This is a genomic window from Franzmannia qiaohouensis (assembly GCF_031451695.1).
Lineage (GTDB): Bacteria > Pseudomonadota > Gammaproteobacteria > Pseudomonadales > Halomonadaceae > Franzmannia > Franzmannia qiaohouensis.
Genome location: NZ_JARWAM010000001.1, coordinates 226,947 through 245,489 on the forward strand (window position 1 = coordinate 226,947; position 18,543 = coordinate 245,489).

At 66.1% G+C, this 18,543-nt stretch carries 19 protein-coding genes; 6 read left to right on the forward strand and 13 right to left on the reverse strand.

Features of this window, described 5'->3' with window-relative positions; all coding sequences use genetic code 11:
* Window positions 1-7 precede the first annotated feature (7 nt).
* From QC821_RS01085 to QC821_RS01095, 3 genes are read right to left on the reverse strand one after another with little or no spacing between them, the layout of a single operon-like run.
* On the reverse strand, window positions 8-1,288 hold the full coding sequence (locus QC821_RS01085) for a TRAP transporter large permease (protein WP_309715800.1): 1,281 nt from the start codon (window positions 1,286-1,288) through the stop codon (window positions 8-10).
* The gene (locus QC821_RS01090) at window positions 1,285-1,839 is read right to left on the reverse strand and encodes a TRAP transporter small permease (RefSeq protein ID WP_309715803.1); all 555 of its coding nucleotides are present in this window, start codon (window positions 1,837-1,839) and stop codon (window positions 1,285-1,287) included. The genes QC821_RS01085 and QC821_RS01090 overlap by 4 nt, the downstream gene beginning before the upstream one ends.
* A 59-nt stretch (window positions 1,840-1,898) precedes the next feature.
* Window positions 1,899-2,879: a TRAP transporter substrate-binding protein gene (locus QC821_RS01095; protein ID WP_309715806.1), complete on the reverse strand. Its 981-nt coding sequence runs from the start codon at window positions 2,877-2,879 to the stop codon at window positions 1,899-1,901.
* Between the two features lie 222 nt (window positions 2,880-3,101).
* Here QC821_RS01095 and QC821_RS01100 point away from each other — a divergent pair, with 222 nt between their 5' ends.
* Window positions 3,102-3,836: a FadR/GntR family transcriptional regulator gene (locus QC821_RS01100; RefSeq protein ID WP_309715809.1), complete on the forward strand. Its 735-nt coding sequence runs from the start codon at window positions 3,102-3,104 to the stop codon at window positions 3,834-3,836.
* A 26-nt stretch (window positions 3,837-3,862) separates the two neighbouring features.
* Here QC821_RS01100 and QC821_RS01105 read toward each other — a convergent pair whose 3' ends face one another.
* Window positions 3,863-5,299, reverse strand: coding sequence for an aminotransferase-like domain-containing protein (locus QC821_RS01105; protein ID WP_309715812.1), 1,437 nt, complete (start codon window positions 5,297-5,299; stop codon window positions 3,863-3,865).
* A 164-nt stretch (window positions 5,300-5,463) separates the two neighbouring features.
* Between QC821_RS01105 and QC821_RS01110 the strand changes: the two genes are divergently transcribed.
* Window positions 5,464-5,631 carry a DUF1127 domain-containing protein gene (locus QC821_RS01110; RefSeq protein ID WP_309715815.1) on the forward strand — a complete coding sequence of 56 codons (168 nt, stop codon included), beginning with the start codon at window positions 5,464-5,466 and terminating at the stop codon, window positions 5,629-5,631.
* 49 nt (window positions 5,632-5,680) lie between these two features.
* Here the strand turns inward: QC821_RS01110 and QC821_RS01115 are convergent, their stop codons facing one another.
* The 3 genes from QC821_RS01115 to QC821_RS01125 are packed head-to-tail and all read right to left on the reverse strand — an operon-like array spanning window position 5,681 to window position 7,431.
* On the reverse strand, window positions 5,681-6,406 hold the full coding sequence (locus QC821_RS01115) for a 16S rRNA (uracil(1498)-N(3))-methyltransferase (RefSeq protein ID WP_309715818.1): 726 nt from the start codon (window positions 6,404-6,406) through the stop codon (window positions 5,681-5,683).
* Between the two features lie 38 nt (window positions 6,407-6,444).
* Window positions 6,445-6,960, reverse strand: a complete 516-nt coding sequence (gene secB, locus QC821_RS01120) for a protein-export chaperone SecB (protein WP_309715821.1) — start codon at window positions 6,958-6,960, stop codon at window positions 6,445-6,447.
* A gap of 48 nt (window positions 6,961-7,008) precedes the next feature.
* Window positions 7,009-7,431 (reverse strand): rhodanese-like domain-containing protein, encoded by a 423-nt coding sequence (locus QC821_RS01125; RefSeq protein WP_076745918.1) that lies wholly within the window; start codon window positions 7,429-7,431, stop codon window positions 7,009-7,011.
* A 367-nt stretch (window positions 7,432-7,798) separates the two neighbouring features.
* Here QC821_RS01125 and gpmI point away from each other — a divergent pair, with 367 nt between their 5' ends.
* From gpmI to QC821_RS01140, 3 genes are all read left to right on the forward strand, one after another.
* Complete coding sequence (gene gpmI / locus QC821_RS01130) at window positions 7,799-9,364, forward strand: 2,3-bisphosphoglycerate-independent phosphoglycerate mutase (protein WP_309715826.1); 1,566 nt, start codon at window positions 7,799-7,801, stop codon at window positions 9,362-9,364.
* A gap of 8 nt (window positions 9,365-9,372) precedes the next feature.
* Window positions 9,373-10,527 (forward strand): murein hydrolase activator EnvC family protein, encoded by a 1,155-nt coding sequence (locus QC821_RS01135; RefSeq protein ID WP_309715829.1) that lies wholly within the window; start codon window positions 9,373-9,375, stop codon window positions 10,525-10,527.
* A gap of 110 nt (window positions 10,528-10,637) precedes the next feature.
* On the forward strand, window positions 10,638-11,924 hold the full coding sequence (locus tag QC821_RS01140) for a S41 family peptidase (protein ID WP_309715832.1): 1,287 nt from the start codon (window positions 10,638-10,640) through the stop codon (window positions 11,922-11,924).
* 83 nt (window positions 11,925-12,007) lie between these two features.
* Here the strand turns inward: QC821_RS01140 and QC821_RS01145 are convergent, their stop codons facing one another.
* Genes QC821_RS01145 through QC821_RS01165 form a run of 5 tightly spaced genes read right to left on the reverse strand, consistent with a single transcriptional unit; the run spans window position 12,008 to window position 16,485 of the window.
* The gene (locus tag QC821_RS01145) at window positions 12,008-12,745 is read right to left on the reverse strand and encodes an MBL fold metallo-hydrolase (RefSeq protein ID WP_309715835.1); all 738 of its coding nucleotides are present in this window, start codon (window positions 12,743-12,745) and stop codon (window positions 12,008-12,010) included.
* Complete coding sequence (locus QC821_RS01150; protein WP_309715838.1) at window positions 12,742-13,797, reverse strand: ABC transporter ATP-binding protein; 1,056 nt, start codon at window positions 13,795-13,797, stop codon at window positions 12,742-12,744. The genes QC821_RS01145 and QC821_RS01150 overlap by 4 nt, the downstream gene beginning before the upstream one ends.
* A complete protein-coding gene (locus QC821_RS01155; RefSeq protein WP_309715841.1) occupies window positions 13,794-14,570 on the reverse strand; it encodes an ABC transporter permease in 777 nt (258 codons plus the stop codon). The genes QC821_RS01150 and QC821_RS01155 overlap by 4 nt, the downstream gene beginning before the upstream one ends.
* Window positions 14,567-15,415: an ABC transporter permease gene (locus QC821_RS01160; RefSeq protein ID WP_309715843.1), complete on the reverse strand. Its 849-nt coding sequence runs from the start codon at window positions 15,413-15,415 to the stop codon at window positions 14,567-14,569. Before QC821_RS01160 ends, QC821_RS01155 begins: the two co-directional genes overlap by 4 nt.
* Before the next feature lie 2 nt (window positions 15,416-15,417).
* Window positions 15,418-16,485, reverse strand: a complete 1,068-nt coding sequence (locus tag QC821_RS01165; RefSeq protein WP_309715847.1) for an extracellular solute-binding protein — start codon at window positions 16,483-16,485, stop codon at window positions 15,418-15,420.
* A gap of 132 nt (window positions 16,486-16,617) precedes the next feature.
* Here QC821_RS01165 and QC821_RS01170 point away from each other — a divergent pair, with 132 nt between their 5' ends.
* The gene (locus QC821_RS01170) at window positions 16,618-17,241 is read left to right on the forward strand and encodes a TetR/AcrR family transcriptional regulator (RefSeq protein WP_309715850.1); all 624 of its coding nucleotides are present in this window, start codon (window positions 16,618-16,620) and stop codon (window positions 17,239-17,241) included.
* A 28-nt stretch (window positions 17,242-17,269) separates the two neighbouring features.
* Here QC821_RS01170 and QC821_RS01175 read toward each other — a convergent pair whose 3' ends face one another.
* Entirely contained in the window at window positions 17,270-18,484 is a 1,215-nt protein-coding gene (locus QC821_RS01175; protein ID WP_309715852.1) for a UbiH/UbiF/VisC/COQ6 family ubiquinone biosynthesis hydroxylase, read from the reverse strand.
* Between the last annotated feature and the right edge of the window lie 59 nt (window positions 18,485-18,543).

An 18,543-nucleotide genomic window follows, 5' to 3' on the forward strand; every position in this document is an offset into this window, starting at 1 on the left:
CTCCTGCTCAATAGAAGAGATCAACGAGGTAAAGGGGGATCGCCGGGATATAGGTCACCAGCAGCAAGACGATGAACAGCACCCCGATCATCGGCAGGTTGACCCGGGTGGTGTTCCACATGTCGGTCTTGGCAATCGAGCAGGCCGTTGCCAGCACCGAGGCGACCGGCGGCGTCTGCTGGCCGATCGCCAGGTTGAGGGTGAGAATCAGGCCAAAGTGGATCGGGTCGATGCCGATCTGATGCACCAATGGCATGACGATGGGGACCACCAGGATGATCGCCGCAGCACCGTGCAGGAACATGCCGAGCAGCAACAGCAGAATATTGAGCAGTGCCAATACCGCGATGGGGTTCTCGGTCAGCATGGTGATCTGCCGCGCCAGCTGCTGGGGTAATTGCATCTCGGTCAGGAACAGTCCCAGCACCGCGGAGGTAGCCACCAGCAGCATCACCACGGCGGTCTGGATCACGCCCTCGTTGACGGCCCGATAGAGCATCTTCCAGTTGAACTCGCGGTAGATCAGCCCGCCAATGACGAGGGCCGCCAGTACCGCGATGCCGGCGCCTTCGGTGGCAGTGACGAAACCGCCGAAGATCCCACCCAGGATGATCACCGGCAGCAGCAGCGCCCAGGCGGCCTCCTTGAACGCCTTGCCCAGCCGGGCCAGCGAGAACGCCTCTTCCCGCGGCAGGTCGTACTTCACCGCGTAGTAGTAGCAGAAGCAGGCGAGCCCGAAGCCCCCAAGAATGCCGGGAATGATGCCGGCCACGAACAGCTGCACGATGGAAACTTCGGCGATGGCGCCATACAGAATCATCGACAGCGAGGGGGGAATGATCACCGCCAGCGAGGCCGAGGAGGAGGTGATGGCGGCGGAAAACTCCGGATTGTACTTCTTGCGCTTCATCTCGGGGATCAGCACCGAACCGGTAGCCGCCACATCAGCAACGGCCGAGCCGGAGATTTCGGCAAAGAACATCGATACCCCGACGTTGACCATCGCCAGGCCACCGCGCACGAAACCGACCAGCGCCGTGACCAGGTTGATCAACCGCGTGGAAATCCCCGAGGTGTTCATCAATGCCCCGGCAAAGATGAACAGCGGAATGGCGATCAGCGGGAAGTTGGTAGCACCGTTGAACAGCGTCAGCGGTACATTGAGCAGATACTGCGGCCCCATATTGATGTAGACGCCGACGACACCCACGACCCCGATCGCCACGGCGATGGGCACGTTGATCAGGACCAAGGCAAACAGCGCGGCGATAACCAGCAGCAGAATCATGAGCGGTTCTCCTTGAGATCTTCCTCGGCCAGGCGGATCGCCTCTTCGATGGCTTCATGCTCGCTGTCGACACCGGCACGCATCTTCTTCCACGCCTCGGGTAGCGTCAGGCATTCGCAGACGATGAACAGTGCCGCGCTGATGGGTATGGCCGACTGGGTGACCGTCAGGCTGATGCTGGGTAGCGAGACCAGGCGGTCCCAGGCCAGGATCTCGAAGACGTGATAACCGTAGTAGGCGATCACCGCGAAAAAGCCGATGACGATGGCTTCACTAAGCACGAACAGCGCCATGCGCAGCGCAGGCGGCGCGCTGCTGACGATGCCAGGGAACCCCATGTGCGCACGCTTGAGCGCCGCCAGGTTGGCGCCATAGAAGGTCAACCAGGCCAAGCCGATGGAAGCCACCTCGTCATACCAGGCGATCGAGCTGCCGAAAGTCCGGAAGGCCACGGCAGCAAGCACGATGGAGGTCAGGGCCAGCAGCAGGAAAATGGTGAAGACTTCCAGCAGCTTTTCCAGCAGATAGCGTATGCGGTCAATCAGGACCATGGTGTTGCTCTCTTGCGGAAGAATGAGGGCGCCCCTGGGGCGCCCCGATGAAGCGAGAATCAGTCGTCGGCCAGTGCCATGGCACGATCCACCAACGCTTGGCCACCCTCGACTTGCTCGGCGAACACCGCGTATACGGGATTACTGGCGTCGATGAAGGCCTCGCGATCAACGTCGTTGATCTCGACGCCAGCTTCTCGCATGGTCTCGAGCAGCTCCGCGTCGAGCTCGGCGCCCCGCTCAAAGGCCCACGCCTGGGTTTCCGCTGCCGCCTCGCTGATCGCTTCGCGAACCTCGTCGGAGAACTGATTCCAGCCACCTTGCCCGGCGGTCAGCCAGATGGGGCTATAAACATGGTTGGAGAGCGACAGGTACTGCTGTACCTCATGCAGCCGTGCGCCGTAGATATTGCTGAGCGGGTTCTCCTGGCCGTCGATGACACCGGTCTGCAGCCCGACGAAGACTTCCGAGAAGGCCATCGGCGTGGGGTTGGCACCCCAGGTAGAGAACATCCGAGTACGCCAGTCGCTTTGCGGCGTACGGATCCTCAGCCCATCGAGGTCATCCGGCGTGGTAATCGCCCGGCGACTGTTGGTGATGTGGCGAAAGCCATTTTCCCAGGTCGAGACGATCTTCAGGCCACGCTGTTCGGCGCTCTCGGCAAGATCCGTCATCACGATCTCGTCATCGATACGCTTCAGGTGCTCGCGATCCTTGACCAGGTAGGGCAGGTCGAAGAGCGCAAAGTCCGGCGAAACCGACGACATGATCGAAGAGATCGCGGCGAGATCCACGGTGCCCATGCGCAGGCGCTGGATCAGCTGGCGCTCATCACCCAACTGGCCGCTGTCGTAGTAATCAATCTGGAGATCATCTCCCAGCCGCTCCTGGAGGCGACGGGTGAATTCCTGGGCGGTCTGCCCTTGCAGGCTCTGGGGTGAACCGCCGATGGCAATGACGATCTTGTCTTGCTCTGCTTGAGCCTGGGTGGCGACGACGGCAAGCGTCAGGGCGCTTGCGCCAAGGAGGTGCTTGAGCATGGCGTGTTCCTTCTTGTTATCGATTGGCGTGATGTCGATGGTTTCGCTTATCTGGTCTGCTGGTTGGTTTACCGGACCAGTTGATAAGCAATCTAGATTCCCTTGTGACCAAGCGTCAAGCTGGCTGTGAGAAATATAGACCTTTGTCTAGTCATGGAAGCTTTATGGCATACGCGGAGCATTTTGGTCTAGCATGTAGACCAGTTGGCAGGAGACAAATGAATGGACAACCCAGCTTTCGCCTTCGAGAAGGCACTCAAGAACAAGACCAAGAAGGACGTCCTGGCGGATAAGCTGGTCGACATGCTGCTGACGGGACTGCTGCGCGAGGGTGATGTGCTACCCAGCGAGCGCGAACTCGCCCAGCTCTTCGAAGTGAGCAGGGAGACCGTGCGCGGCGCGCTTGCCCAGCTGACGGCCTTCGGCCTGATCAGTGTCTCGCACGGCAGCAAGACGCGTATCTGCGCCGACGAGCGGGCGCTGGCGCGCTTCGGCGAGATGCGTGAGGGCGCTGTCCGAGCAGGCGAGCTCGAGCAATTCGACGTGGACTGCGTATTCGAGAGCCGTATCGTGGTCGAAGCCGCTATCGCCCGGCGAGCGGCGATCAGGATCGACGCCGAGGGGATTCAAAAGCTGGAGCGAATGCTCGATGCCCAAAGCAAGCTGTTCGACTCACCGGTGTACTTCCAGCTCTCGGACCAGAGCTTCCACAAGCTGATCTCCGAGTACGCGAATAACGCCCTGCTGCTGCGTTACGCCGGGGAGCTGTACGATTACGGCCTCAACATTCGTCGCCAGGTGATGGTGGAAGAGGGGGCGATCGAGCGCAGCTACCGGGAGCACGCGCACATCGTCGACGCCTTGCGCCGCCAAGACCCCGACGCCGCCGAGCGCGCCATGCTCGCCCACCTCGATAGCGTCTATCGCACCACCAAGGACAAGCTCACCAGCGGATGAGGCCCAGGGCGTCCTGCGCCCCGCCGTCATCCCAGCAGCTCGGCATGCTCGCCCAGTTGGCTCGCGACTGTCTCACCAATGCGCTTTACTGCGGCCTCTATCTTGCCCGTCAATGGCGCCGCGTAATTGAGGCGCAGGCAGTTGCGATACTTCCCCGAGGCCGAGAACAGCGACCCAGGGGCGATATGCAGCGACTCCTCGCTTAGCCGCGCATTGAGCCGCACGCAGTCAATCGCGTCCGGCAGCTCCAGCCATAGCAGGAAGCCGCCCTGGGGATCGCTCACCCGGGTGCCTGGAGGGAAGTCTCGCATCACCCAGCCCAGCATGATGTCGCGCTGGCGCTGGTACTGACGGACCACCTGACGCAGGTGGCGCTCGTAATGGCCGTGGGCAACGAACTCCGCCACCGCCAGCTGTGGCAGGGTCGCCGAGGCCCCGGTGGAGACGTACTTCATGTGCAGCACCTGATCCCGGTAGCGCCCCGGGGCGATCCAGCCAACCCGCAGACCCGGCACCAGGGTCTTGGAGAAGGCGCTGCACAGCAGCACCCTGTCATCATCGTCGAAGCTCTTGATGGTACGCGGCCGAGGTGTGGCAAAGGCCAGGTCACCGTAGATATCGTCCTCCACGATCGCTACATCGAAGCGCTGGGCAAGGGCGACCAAGGCACGCTTGCGGGCCTCGGGCATGGTGTAGCCGAGGGGGTTGTTGCAGGTCGGGGTCACCTGGATGGCCTTCACCGGCCACTGCTCCAGGGCCAGCTCCAGCGCCTCCAGGCTGATGCCGGTCTGCGGATCGGTAGGAATCTCCAATGCCTTGAGGCCCTGGGCCTTGAGAATCTGCATGGTGCCGTAGAAGCTCGGCGAGTCCACCGCCACCACGTCGCCGGGGCCAGCCAGGGTGCGCAGGCTGAGCGACAGCGCCTCCTGGCAACCGGTGGTGATCAGCAGGTCGTCGGGATGCAGCAGGCAGCCTGACGTCGTCGCCAGGCGGGCAATCTGGCGACGCAGTTCGAGACTACCGGCCAGGCCATCGTAGTTGAGATCCTGGGCAGCGGCACGCCGATGCAGCGTCGAGAGCCGACGCAGCAGCGGCTTGAGCGTCGCGGCCTCGAGGTCGGGGATGCCGCGCCCCAGCCTCAGCAGCCGGTCGTGACTTGGCGACTCTCCCACTAACTCCAGCACCTGGTCCCACTGCGAGACATCCAGCGGCCGCTGAGCGGGACGCGAGACGCTGGGCAGCGCGCTGGCGGCGATCCGCGCCGCAACGAAATAGCCCGAGCGTGGCCGCGCCTCGACGACGCCACGCTCCTCCAGGCGCCGATAGGCCTCCTGCACCGTGGAAACGCTGACCCGGAACTCCCGACACAGCTGGCGGATAGACGGCAGCCGATCGCCGACGCGATACAGCCCCTGCTCGATGCGCTCGCCAACCGCCAGGGCCACTGTTTGATAACGATTCATGACAGATCCAAAGAAACCGACGACTGACCATACAGATAGCACGTTTCGGCCGTTACAAGCGTCGAAAACACTTATCTGTATCTAAAAAACAACTGATATCTGGATCTGTATCGAATGAAGCGCCCTCAATACCCTATCAGGGTGATCCCTTTGAGGAAGCGGCCATGCTCAGCCAATACCTGACCTCACGACTCGCTGCCTGGCGACGCCAGGCACAGCGCCACCGTACGCGGCGCCGCCTGAAGCAGCTCGATTGCCATCTACTCGAGGATATCGGTGTTGATCGCCAAACCGCTGCCCGCGAGGCGCGCAAGCCATTCTGGAAACCTTGAACCCGCTGCTCACGGCAGGAAGCCTGGGACACACAGCGCCCCTGCAGCGTTAAAGGTCGCCGAAGCGATACTGAAGCAGCGTGAGCGCCACCACCGGGGCGGTCTCGGTGCGCAGGATACGCGGGCCGAGGGTGAGGGGAGAGAAGTCGGCCTGCAGGGCGGCGTCGACTTCGGCCGCTGACAGGCCGCCTTCGGGGCCGATCAGCAGCGCCGCACGGGTCACGCCGTGGGGCTCGGCAAAGGTGCCATCGGTGGCCGGGTGCAGCACCAGGCGCAGGGTTTCGTCGCGGGCTGCCAGCCAGTCGCCGAGCGGCTGCGGGGGGTGCACCGGCGGCAGCGTGGCGCGGCCGCACTGCTCGCAGGCGCTGGCCGCCACCGCTTGCCAGTGGGCGAGCTTCTTGGCCTCGCGCTCGCCCTTGAGACGCACGTCGCCGTGCTCGGTATAGAGCGGCGTGATGGCGGCCACGCCCAGCTCCACGGCCTTCTGGATGGCGTAGTCCATGCGGTCGCCCTTGGAGATCGCCTGGCCCAGGTGCACCGCCAACGGTGACTCGCCGCGGCCGCTGTTGATGGCCTCGATGCGCACCACCACTCGTTTGCGCTCCACGTCGACCAGCACCGCATCGGCTTCCTGGCCGCGCCCATCGAACAGTGCCAGCCGCTCGCCAGGGCGCATGCGCAGCACGCGGCCGACGTGGCGCGCCGGCCCCTCGGGCAGAACGACGTCGCCGCCAACGGTGAAGTCGGCGGCGACGTGGATGCGCGGGCCGCTCATCGAGCCGCTCCGCGAGTCACGAGCAGGTGCATGGGCCCTTACTGCGTGGTTTCGCTGGCCTGCTGGGCCTCGCGCTTCTTCTTCTGGGCGTAGATCGCCTCGAAGTTGACCGGCGCCAGCATCAGCGGCGGGAAGCCACCGCGGTTGACCAGGTTGTCGATGCACTCGCGGGCATAGGGGAACAGCACGTTGGGGCAGAAGGCGCCCAGGGTGTGCTCGAGCTGCTGCCCTTCGATGCCGCCGATGCGAAACAGGCCGGCCTGCTCGATCTCGGCCAGGAACGACGTGTTGCCAGTCTCGCTGTGCTTGACCTCGGCGGTGACCTTGACCACCACCTCATACAGGTCCTCGCTGACCTGGCTGCTCGAGGTGTTGAGATCGAGGCCAACCTTGGGCTTGAACGGCTGCTGAAACACCGCTGGCGCGTTGGGCGACTCGAAGGAGATATCCTTGACGTAGATGCGCTGCAGAGAGAATTTCAGCTGCGGCTTTTCCTGATCACCGGCAGCGCCCTGGGGATTGCTGGCTGCGGGCTGATTGTTGTCTTCCGCCATGAGAAGGGTCCTTGACGTCTGTTGCGTGTGATAAGTGAGTAGCGCTGGTTACTTCTTGACCACCGGCATGCCATCAGCCTGCCACTGGGTCATGCCACCCTTGAGCTTGAAGGCGCGCTCGAAGCCGGCCTTCTCCAGTTTGGCCTGGGCGGCACCGGATGACTGGCCGTGCTTGCAGACCACGATGATCGGCTTATCCTTCGACTTTTCCAACTCGCTGATGCGGTTGTCGAGCTTGCTCTGGGGAATATTGCGCGCCCCGGCGATATGGCCGACCTTGAAGTCGTTGGCCTCGCGAATATCGACTACTACGGCGTCTTCGCGGTTGATCAACTGGGTCGCCTCGCTGGCCGAGACACCGCTCTTGCTGCTGCCTCTCACCTCATACGCGATCCAGGCGGTCAGCACCAACAGGAACGCCCCCACCAGCAGCGGGTGGTTCTGCACGAATTCGAAGAGCTGGTCGATCATGGGTCCGGATAACTCTTGTTGGGTAACGGTTGCGCCGAGCGGCGCCCAGTATACACAAGCTGCGTGATCGCGTCTGCGCGCCGGCCGCCAGGCTCAGGGCTATCGCAGATTAGGCAGAAACGCTCGGAACTGATCCGTCGACAGGCCTACGAGGAGGCGCTGTAAACCCATCCCTGGGCGCTACCTTGCGCCATCCATGGCGCAAACCTCCTCTTCGGCCTGTCCCCGGCGTCCTTCGCTTAGCGGCATCATATCGCCCTGCCACCAGGCTGACGCCCGGCGCGGCTGTGCGATATGATGCCTCATGGAGCCGTGAGTCGCGACCCCGGGCCCTCCGGGCACGACGCTTATCAATGAGGCCAATTGCATGTCTGATGCCACCCCGCGCCCCGTGGCGCTGATTATCCTCGATGGCTACGGCCACAACGAGGCCCTAGAGGCCAACGCCGTCGCCGCCGCCGACACCCCGGTGATGGACCGCCTGCAGCGCGACTGCCCCAGCAGCCTGATCCACACCGACGGCAACTATGTCGGCCTGCCCGACGGCCAGATGGGCAACTCCGAGGTCGGCCACATGAACCTCGGCGCCGGACGCATCGTCTACCAGGACTTCACCCGCATCACCAAGGCCATCGAGGACGGCGACCTCGACCACAACGCCGCCCTGACCCGGCCCATCGACGACGCCGTGGAGGCACAGCGCGCGGTGCACCTGCTTGGCCTACTGTCGCCGGGCGGCGTGCACAGCCATGAGGAGCACGTCATCGCCATGGCCGAGCTGGCCGCACGCCGCGGCGCCCAGCGCATCTACGTGCACGCCTTCCTCGACGGCCGCGACATGCCGCCCAAGAGCGCCCTGGCCTCGATCGAGCGCGTCAATGAGCGACTCTCCGAGCTGGTCGGGGCCGATAACGGCTTCATCGCCTCGGTGATCGGCCGCTACTACGCCATGGACCGCGACAACCGCTGGGATCGCGTCGAGAAAGCCTATCGGCTGATCACCGAGGGCGTTGGCGAATTCGACGCGGTAAGCGCCGAGGTCGCACTGCGCGAGGCCTACCAGCGCAACGAGACCGACGAATTCGTCAGCGCCACCAGCGTGCGCCCCAACAATGCCGCGGTGGTCACCGAGGACGGTGACGCGGCGATCTTCATGAACTTCCGCGCCGATCGCGCCCGCGAGCTGACCCGCGCCTTCGTCGAGGATGGCTTCGACGGTTTCACCCGCCACACACGCCCGCGGCTGGCTGGCGACGGCCTGGTGATGCTCACCCAGTATGCCGCCGACATTCCGGCGCCGGCGGCCTTCCCGCCCGTGGCGCTGACCAACACCCTGGGCGAGGTGGTGGCCGAGCGCGGCCTGACCCAGCTGCGCATCGCCGAGACCGAGAAGTACCCCCACGTGACCTTCTTCTTCTCCGGCGGCCAGGAAGCCGAGTACCCCGGCGAGACCCGTATCCTGGTGCCCTCGCCGCGGGACGTGAAGACCTACGACGAAAAGCCCGAGATGAGCGCCTACGAGCTCACCGACAAGCTGGTGGCGGCCATCGAATCCGGCGCCCATGACCTGATCATCTGCAACTACGCCAACGGCGACATGGTCGGCCACACCGGCGACTTCGACGCCGCGGTCAAGGCCATCGAGACGGTGGATATCTGCCTGGGACGGGTGGTGGAGGCGATCCAGCGCGCCGGCGGCGCCTGCCTGGTCACCGCCGACCACGGCAACGCCGAGCAGATGGTCGATCCCCAGACCGGCAATCCGCATACCGCCCACACCACCTTCGAGGTGCCGCTGGTCTACGTCGGTGAACGCAAGGTCAGGCTGCAGGACGACGGCAGCCTCTGCGACCTGGCGCCGACGCTGCTGGCGATGATGGGCCAGGCGGTTCCCGCGGAGATGACCGGGCGCGTGCTGATCGACGCTGCGTGAGGCCCGGCATGCGGCGCAGCGCCCTGCACGGCCTGGCGACACTGGCGGCGGGGCTGCTGCTGAGTCTGCCGCTCGCGAGCGATGCCAGCGAAGGCCGCGAACGGCGCGCTCAGGAGCGCCTCGACGCCATCGGCAGCGAGATCCAGGCGGTGTCGCGGCGCCTCGAGTCAACCCGCGAGGACCGCGACGACGCCGACCGCGAGCTGCGTGAGGTCGAGACCGCCCTGGCCACGACCCACCGCCGCCTGGATACCCTGCAGGCCGAGCGCCGCGAGGTGGCCGACGAGATCGACGAGCTCGAGCGCCGGCGCGGCATCCTCGAAGCCGAGCGCGACGCCCAGCTCGAGGCCCTGGCTACCCAGCTCGAGGCGCTCTACCGGCTGGGCCATACCCCGCAGCTCAAGCTGCTGCTCAATCAGGACGACCCGGCGCGCCTCGACCGCCTGCAGACCTACCTCAACCACCTGAGTCGTGCTCGCAACGAACGCCTGGACGCCATTGCCGCCCTCGACGAACACCTCGCCGACAATCGCGCCGCCCTCGATGAACGCGACGCCGAGCTAGCCGCCCTTAGTGACGAACTGGCCGAGCGCAGCGCCGACCTGGCCACGCAGATGCAAGAGCGCGAGGCACTGGTAGCCTCGCTCGACGCACGCTACAGCAGCGAGCAGCAGCGCCTCGACGGCCTCGACCGCGATCGCGAAGACGCCGAGCGAGTGCTGCAGCGGGTGCGCGAGGAGATGGCGCGCCTCTCCGAGCCGCCGCCCTCCACCGCCATCGCCGCAACCCAGGGCGACCTGCCGTGGCCGGTGCAGGGCTCGGTGACCTCGAGCTTCGGCCGCGGCGACGGCATCAGCCGCAACGGCATGCTGATCCAGGCCAGCGAGGGCACGCCGGTTACCGCGGTGCACAGCGGCCGGGTGGTGTTCGCCGACTGGATGCGCGGCTTCGGCAACCTGCTGATCGTCGACCACGGCGACCAGGTCATGACCCTCCACGCCCACCTGCAGCATTTCAGCGCCGAGGTCGGCAGCGCCGTATCCCGCGGCGACGAGCTCGGCGCCGTGGGCAACAGCGGTGGCCAGGGCCGCGCCGCGCTGTACTTCGAGGTGCGCCGCAACGGCGAGCCGATCGATCCTCAGGGCTGGATCGCACAACGCTGAGCCGCTGTGGTCATAGGGGAACTATGGATTCACCGACGGCGCAGCGGCTATGCTGGGCATCACCGACGGCGTGCGCTGGTGCCGTCTCTTACCTGCGGATCGGAGTCATCATGCTCGACACTGCTAGCAAACACCTGATCGCCTGGGCCGCCGCGCTGGCGCTGCTGGCGATGCCCCTGCACGCCACGGCGGCCAACAGCACCCCGGGCAACGAGCTGCCGGTCGAGGACGTCCAGACCTTCGCCGAGATCTTCGAGCGCATCAAGCGCGCCTACGTCGACGAGGTCGACGACAGCACCCTGCTACGCAACGCCATGCGCGGCATGCTCAGCGAGCTCGACCCGCACTCTGCCTACCTCGACCAGGAGGAATTCCGCAGCCTGCGCGAGTCGACCCAGGGCGAGTTCGGTGGCATCGGCATCGAGGTCGGCATGGAGGATGGTCAGCTGACGGTGATCACCCCCATCGACGACACCCCGGCGTCGCGCGCCGGCCTGCAGTCCCGCGACCTGATCATGCGCGTCGAGGGCCAGGCCACCGACCGCATGTCGCTGCAAGAGGCGGTCAACCTGATGCGCGGCGAGCCCGGCACCGAGCTCGAGATCACCATCCAGCGGCGCGGCGAAGACAGCCCCCGCGAGTTCAGCCTGACCCGCGAGGTCATCCGCAGCGAGAGCGTGCGCAGTGAGCTGCTCGAGCCCGGCTACGGCTACCTGCGCGTCAGCCAGTTCCAGAACCGTACCGGCGAGCAGGTGCGCCAGGCGCTGGCGCGCATGGAGGCCGACGCTCCCCTCGACGGCCTGGTGCTCGACCTGCGCAACAACCCCGGCGGCGTGCTGCAGGCCGCCGTGGCGGTCTCCGATGCCTTCCTCGACAGCGGGCTCATCGTCTACACCGAGGGCCGCCTGGCCGACAGCGAGCTGAGCTTCTCGGCCAACCGCGACACCGCCGCCCCGGACGTACCGCTGGTCGTACTGATCAACGGTGGCAGCGCCTCGGCGGCGGAGATCGTCGCCGGCGCGCTACAGGACCAGCGCCGCGGCGTGGTGATGGGCACCGAGAGCTTCGGCAAGGGCTCGGTGCAGCAGGTCATGCCGCTGGGTAACGGCGACGGCCTCAAGCTGACCACCGCGCTCTACTACACCCCCAACGGCCGCTCGATCCAGGCCCAGGGCATCGTCCCCGACGTGGAGGTGGTGCGTGGCCGGCTGGAAGTCACCGAGAGCAGCCGCCAGCTGCGCGAAGCCGACCTCGAGGGCCACCTGCGCTCGCGGGAAGAGACCCGCGAGCGCAGCGCCGCCAGCGAGCGCCTGCGCGACGACTACCAGCTCACCGAGGCGCTCAACCTGCTCAAGGCCCTCAACGTGGTCAACCGGCGGCCGTCCGCCGCCGGCTGAGCCACCGGCCCTTACCCACCAACGACATCAGGGCTTGGCGGTCACCCGCCAAGCCCTGATCGTTTGCTAGACGCAAGCAATGATCAGCCAGCGCTCTCCTTGCCATCCAACCACTCGCGAATGATCTGGCGATGCCGCTCGCGGCCATAGCTGGGGAAGTGGCCGCCGTGGACCACGCTCACCGGCAGCTCAAGAAGGCGGCGCATCGAGCGCTCGTAGTCGGCGGCGTTGGCGTGGTAGGTGTCCTCGATCAACGGCCCGTCGTAGACAATGTCGCCGGAAAACAGGATGCCGCTGCGCGCCTCCCAGAGTGCGATGCCCCCGGGGGAGTGCCCCGGGGTATGGATCACCTCGAAGACGCGGTCGCCGAGGTCGATGACGTCGCCTCCCTCCACCAGCCGGGTGGCGGGGGCTGCCTTGACGGTGTAGGTGGTGGCGGCGAAGGGCTCGGGAGGCACCCGCTCGAAGATATCATCGCTGACGTAGGGATCGGCCAGGGTGGCGCGGCGCCCCGGTTGGGCCAGGATCTCCGCCTCGTCGCGATGCACCACGCGCTGGTCGAACTCGTGATGGCAGCCGATATGATCGAAGTGGGTATGGCTGGCCACCGCGGTCAGCGACCGCTCGGTGACCAGCGGCACCCACTCGCGCAGCGACACCACGCCCATGCCGCTGTCCACCAGCATGTCGCGATCGCGGCCGCGCACATGCCAGATATTGCAGCGGTAGAAGGCCTGGATGAAGGGCTCTTCGATATGCGTGACGCCATCTGCCAGGGTCCGCGTGGCGTACCACTCCGCGGCGCTAGCACGTGTACTCATGAAATGCTCTCCTCAGCCGCGAAGACACTCAGCCGCGCCGGGTCCACCGACAGCGTCAGACGCGCCCCGGGCTGCGGCTGCACCTCGGGCGGCAGGTGGGCGATCAGCGTCGTCTCGGCGTCATCATCGCAGTGTAGGTGACAGCGGAAGTGGGTGCCGAAGAAGGCGCTATCGCCGACCCGCGCACTGCCCAGCGACCAGCCCTCGCTGCCACTGCGGATCTGCTCGGGGCGCAGGCAGACGGTAAAGGGCCCGTCGCCGACCAGCGCCTGCGGCGGCGCGAGGTGGCCAAACGGCGTTTCCAGTCCCTGGGACCCTCGCGTGGCCGGGAGGCGGTTGGTCTCACCCATGAAGTTGGCGGCAAACAGGCTGGCGGGTTGCTGATAAACCCGCTCCGGCGGCCCCACGTCCTCGATACGGCCACGATTCATCACCACGATGCGGTCGGCAATGGCCATCGCCTCCTCCTGGTCGTGGGTAACGTGAATGAAGGTGGTGCCGAACTCGCGCTGCAGGCTCTTGAGTTCATCCTGCATGGTGCGGCGCAGCTTGAGATCCAGCGCCCCCAGCGGCTCGTCCAGCAGCAGCACATCCGGCTCCACCGCCAGCGCCCGGGCCAGCGCCACCCGCTGGCGCTGGCCGCCGGACAGCTCATGGGGCCGCTTGCCGGCATCGCCGTGCAAGCCGACCAGCTCGAGCAGCCGCTCGGCGCGGGCATAGCGCTCGCGCCTGGCCATGCCACGCATGCGTAGCCCGAAGGCGACGTTGTCGCGCAGGGTCATGTGCGGGAACAGCGCATAGTCCTGGAACATGGTGGTGGTGGGTCGCTTGGCCGGCGCCACGCCGGTCATGTCGCGCCCGCCGATCTTCACCGCGCCCCGGGTGGGGACGATGAAGCCGCCCAGGATCGACAGCAGGGTGGTCTTGCCGCAGCCCGACGGGCCGAGCAGCACGATGTACTCCCCCGCGTCGATCTCCAGCGCGATATCGCTCAGGGCACGAAAATCTACGAAATCGTGGCACAGCGACTCGATGGTAATGGGAGCAGTCATGGGCGACGCCTTCCGAAGATGAACAGTTCAAGTAGCAGCACGATGGCGGCGGAGCCGAGAAATACCAGGCTGCCGATGGCGTTGGTCTTCGACGAGAGGCCCGAACGCAGCAGGCTCCAGATCTCGACCGGCAGGGTCACCTCGAAGCGCGTGAGCAGAAAGGCGATGACGAACTCGTCCCAGCTCAGGGTCATGGCCAGGAAGAACGCCGCCAGGATCGCCGGCGCCAGCATCGGCACCGTGACCTGGGTAATCACCCGCACCTCGCCGGCGCCGAGATCGCGGGCGGCGCGCTCGATATTCTGCTGCTGGGCGCCCATAGAGGCGTAGATGATGGCAAAGCACAGCGGCAGGTTGATCACCACGTGGCCGATGCCCGCCGCCCACAGCGACAGGCCGATGCCGAGCTGATTGAATACGATCAGCAGGCCCAGGCCAACGATCAAGTAGCTGACGGTCATTGGCGCAATCAGCAGGCCGCGCAGCCAGACTGATCCCGGCAGCACGTGGCGGGCCAGGCCGTAGGCGGCCAGAAAGCCCAGCACGCAGGCGGTCAGCGACGAGCCCACCGCCACCATCAGCGAATGCCCCAGCGCCGCCATCAGGCGCCGGTCGCCAAGCACCTCGCCGTACCAGCGTAGCGTCGGCCCCTCGAAGGGCGGCAGCGGCAAGCTGCCGTCCTTGAACGAGAACAGCACCAGCGACGCCACCGGCAGATAGATGAAGGCGAAGGCCAGCAACAGATATCCCCACTGCAGTCCGCGCATGTTCATACCCTATCCAGTCGTAGCCAGCGCGCCGACGCCAGGTAGGCCAGCGTCACCAGGCCCATCAGCACGATCGACAGCGCCGCGGCCAGCGGGAAGTCGCCGCGCCGCCCCAGCTGCACCATGATCACCTGGGGCACGGTCAGCTCGTTGTTGCCGCCGAGAATCTGCGGCGTGATGTAGTCGCCGATGCACAGCACGAAGGTCAAAAAGGCACCGACCATGATGCCCGGCAGGGTCAGCGGCAGAATCACATGGCGAAACGCCTGCCAGCCGTTGGCGCCGAGATCGGTGGCCGCACGCCGGTAGTTGGGCGACAGCTGCACCAGGTTGGCGAAGATGGTCAGGGTCAGCAGCATCACGAAGAAGTGCACGAAGCCGGTCACCGTGGCGAAGCGCGTGCTGGCCATCTCCAGCGGCTCGGCGATCACGCCGAGTGACATCAAGGTCTTGTTGACCACCCCTTCCCGCGACAGCACCAGCAGCCAGGAGTAGGAGCGCACCACGTAGGAGGTCCAGAACGGCAGGATCGCCAGCAGCAGCACCAGTCGCTGCCAGCGCGGCGGCACCCGGAAGGCGATGATCCAGGCCAGCGGATAGGCCAGCAGAATCGACACCAGCGTCACCGTCAGGGTGATCTGCAGTGAGACGACGATGGCATTGGCCAGGAACGACTGCCCGAACAGGCGCCGATAGTTGGCCAGATCGAAGCCCCAGATCAGTTCGCGGCCCTCCAGGGTCGCCAGGCTCATTGCCACCATGATGGCGAAGGGCGCAACGAAGAAGGCCAGCGTCCAGAGCAGGGCCGGGGAGACGAATCCCCAGCCGCGTAGCGTGGTAGAGAGTGCCATGATCAGTGCTGCAGCATCTCGAGCCACAGGTCCTGCATCTGGCCGTCGAGCTGGGCGTCGGGGGCCGGATACAGCTGGGTGCGCGACAGGTAGTCGTCCTGCTCATCCCAGCGCAGCACCTGTTTCTGTTCGTCGCTGAGCACCTCAGCGGCGCGCTGGTTGGCCGGCATGCCCCAGAAGCATGACGAGGTGGCCAGCGCCGCCTGGCCTTGCGGGCTGACGATGTACTTGACGAACTCCACCGCCAGGTCGCGGTTCTGGCTCTCCTCGAGCACGGCGATGGACTGCGACCAGCGCACCGCGCCCTGCTCGGGAATCGTCCAGGTCAGCTCGGGCTGCTCCTCGGCCAGCACCGCGGTCAGCCATTCGCCACCGCCAACGATGATATCCGCCTCGCCGGTGGCCAGGGCGGTCTGGCTCGCCACCACTTCGCCCACCGAGCGCGACGCCGCCTTCATCTTGAACAGCTCTTCGCGAATCGCCGGCAGGTCATCGGCGGTAAGCGCCTGGGTATCCAGCCCCAGGCCCGCCGCCACCAGGCCGATCACCGGCAGGTAGTAATCGTATATCGCAATCCGCGAGCCACTCTCGCCGGACCAAATCGCCAGCAGATCATCGAGATCGGCGGGATCGACCCGGTCGGCGTTGTAGGAGATGGTGTTGTAGCCGAACTTCTCGGTCACCGCATAGGTGGTGCCATCGACGCTGTTGCTCGAGGCCATCACCACCTCGGGGAAAAAGTCGTCGGTGGGCAGTTCGTCATCCGGCAGCGCGGCCAGCAAGCCCGCTTCGACGGCCCGCGGCACGTCGATGGTATCGATGACCAGCACGTCCCAGTCGCCGGGCCGCGACTGCTCGAGCATGGCAAAGGCGGCCCCGGTACCCTCGTACTCGCGCAGATTGACGGTGACCCCGTGGGCCTCCTCGAAGGGCTCGATCAGCGAAGCATCGATGTGGTCGCACCATACCAGGGCATTGAGGCTGTCCTGGGCCTGGGCGGGCATTGCCGTCAGGCCGAACAGGGCACAGGCGGGCAGTCCAGCGACCTGCACAAAACGGATCTTGTTCATCTTGTTATCTCCCGGTGGTGGTAGCGGCCGGCAGCGTCAGGATGGCTACTGGCTCAAAAAAATATTGAATAGATTCAAGTTTGACGTCAATAATATTTTTAAACGCTACTCAGCTCACCAGGGAGACGGTGATTGACGGGACTTCGTACACGCCAGAAAGCCGATCGCAAACGCCGCATCCTCAAGGCGTCCATGCTGCTGTTTCGCCGCAGCGGCTACCGCCACGTGCGCATCGAGGATATCGCCGAGGTCGCCGAGGTATCGGTGGGGACGGTCTACAACTACTATGCCACCAAGGGCGATATCCTGATCGCCATCGTCGCCATGGAGGTCGAGGAGGTGCTCGCCGCCGGCGAGACGCTGCTGGCCACGCCGCCGTCGGGCATGCGCGATGCCCTGCAGGCGCTGATCAACCACTACTACGACCACTCGCTCAACTACCTGAGCAAGGAGATGTGGCGCGCCGCCATGGCGCTCTCCATCGAAGCACCGCTGACCCCCAACGGGGTGCTCTACCATCAGCTCGATGAACGCCTGCGCGCCCAGGTGCAGGCGCTGCTCGCCAGCGGCCAGGCTCAGGGGGAGATCGATCCACGGCTGGATAGCGACGCCCTGGGCGACCTGCTGTTCAACAGCCTCAACATGATGTTCGTGGAGTTCGTCAGCGACGATGCCATGACCCTAGAGGCGCTCAAGTCGCGTCTGTCGCGGCAGCTCGACGCCATGACGCGGGTCTGGACCCACGCCACGGCCTAGCTGGCCACTGCGCTGGCGGCTGCGCGCCTCAGCGGCAGGTCGCGGGCAGGCGGCCGCGCTCGCCGATGGCCTGGCGCATCAGCAGTCGCTTGAGCGGAGTCAGCCGGTCGACGCCGGAGAGGCCAACGTTGCGCGCCAGGGTCAGCGCCGGATGGCGTGCGCCGAACAGCAGCCGGAAGCCGTCCATCAGCGCCAGCATGGCGGCGTTGTCGCCGCGCCGACGGCGGGCGTAGCGCGCCAGGATGCGCGGATCGCCAAGCGGCGCACCGCGGCGCTGCGCCGCGATGAGTTCCTCGGCCAGCACCGCGGCGTCCATCAGCCCCAGGTTGACGCCCTGGCCGGCCAGCGGGTGGATGCTGTGCGCGGCATCACCGACCAGTGCCAGGCCAGGCAGCACGTAGTCGCGGGCGTGGCGCTGCACCAGCGGAATGCCAATGGCGTCATCGACGACCTCGACGTGCCCCAGGCGCCCCTCGAAGGCCTCCTGCAGCGCAGCCGCCAAGGCGGGACGCGGCAGGCCGGCCAGCCGCTCGGCCTCGACCGGCGACGTCGACCAGACGATCGAGCAGTAGTGTGGCTCGCCGTCGAGCGTCAGCGGTAGAAAGGCCAGCGGTCCGCTGGCGAGGAATACCTGGCGAGCGACCCCGGCGTGGCGTTGCGCCACGCGCACCGTGGTGACCAGCGCATGCTGGCCGGTCGGCGCCTCGCGGGTCTCGATGCCGGCCAGCTCGCGCAGCGGCGAGCGCGCGCCGTCGGCGGCGACCACCAGCGGTGCGTCTAGCGTCTCGCCATCCTCGAGCGTCAGGCGACTGCCGGCGGCGCCGTGGGCAAGCCCCGCGGCCCGGGCGGCATAGCGCTGGGTGACGCTGGGTAGTTCGGCCAGGCGCGCCTCGAGTGCCGCCAGCAGCACCTCGTTCTCGACGATATGGCCGAGTTCGGGCACGCCGGCCTGATCGGCGCTGAAGTGAATCTCACCGCTGCCTTCGCCGTCCCACACCTGCATGCCGGTATAGGGCGTGATGCGCACTAACCGCGGCCATACCCCAAGCCCCGCGAGCAGGCGCTGCGACACCGGGGTCAAGGCACTGACCCGCGGCGAGGGCGTGGAGCCCGGCGCATAGGGCTGGGGCAGCGGTGCGGGCCGCCCGTCGACGACCGTCACCGCCATTCCGGCCTGGCCCAGCAGCACCGCCAAGCTGGCGCCCACCATTCCGCCACCGACGATGATCACTTGCGCCTGCATGGGCGTCTCCTCAACCACTGAGCGATGCCGACGAGTATCTCATGGCGGCGCGGCGCACT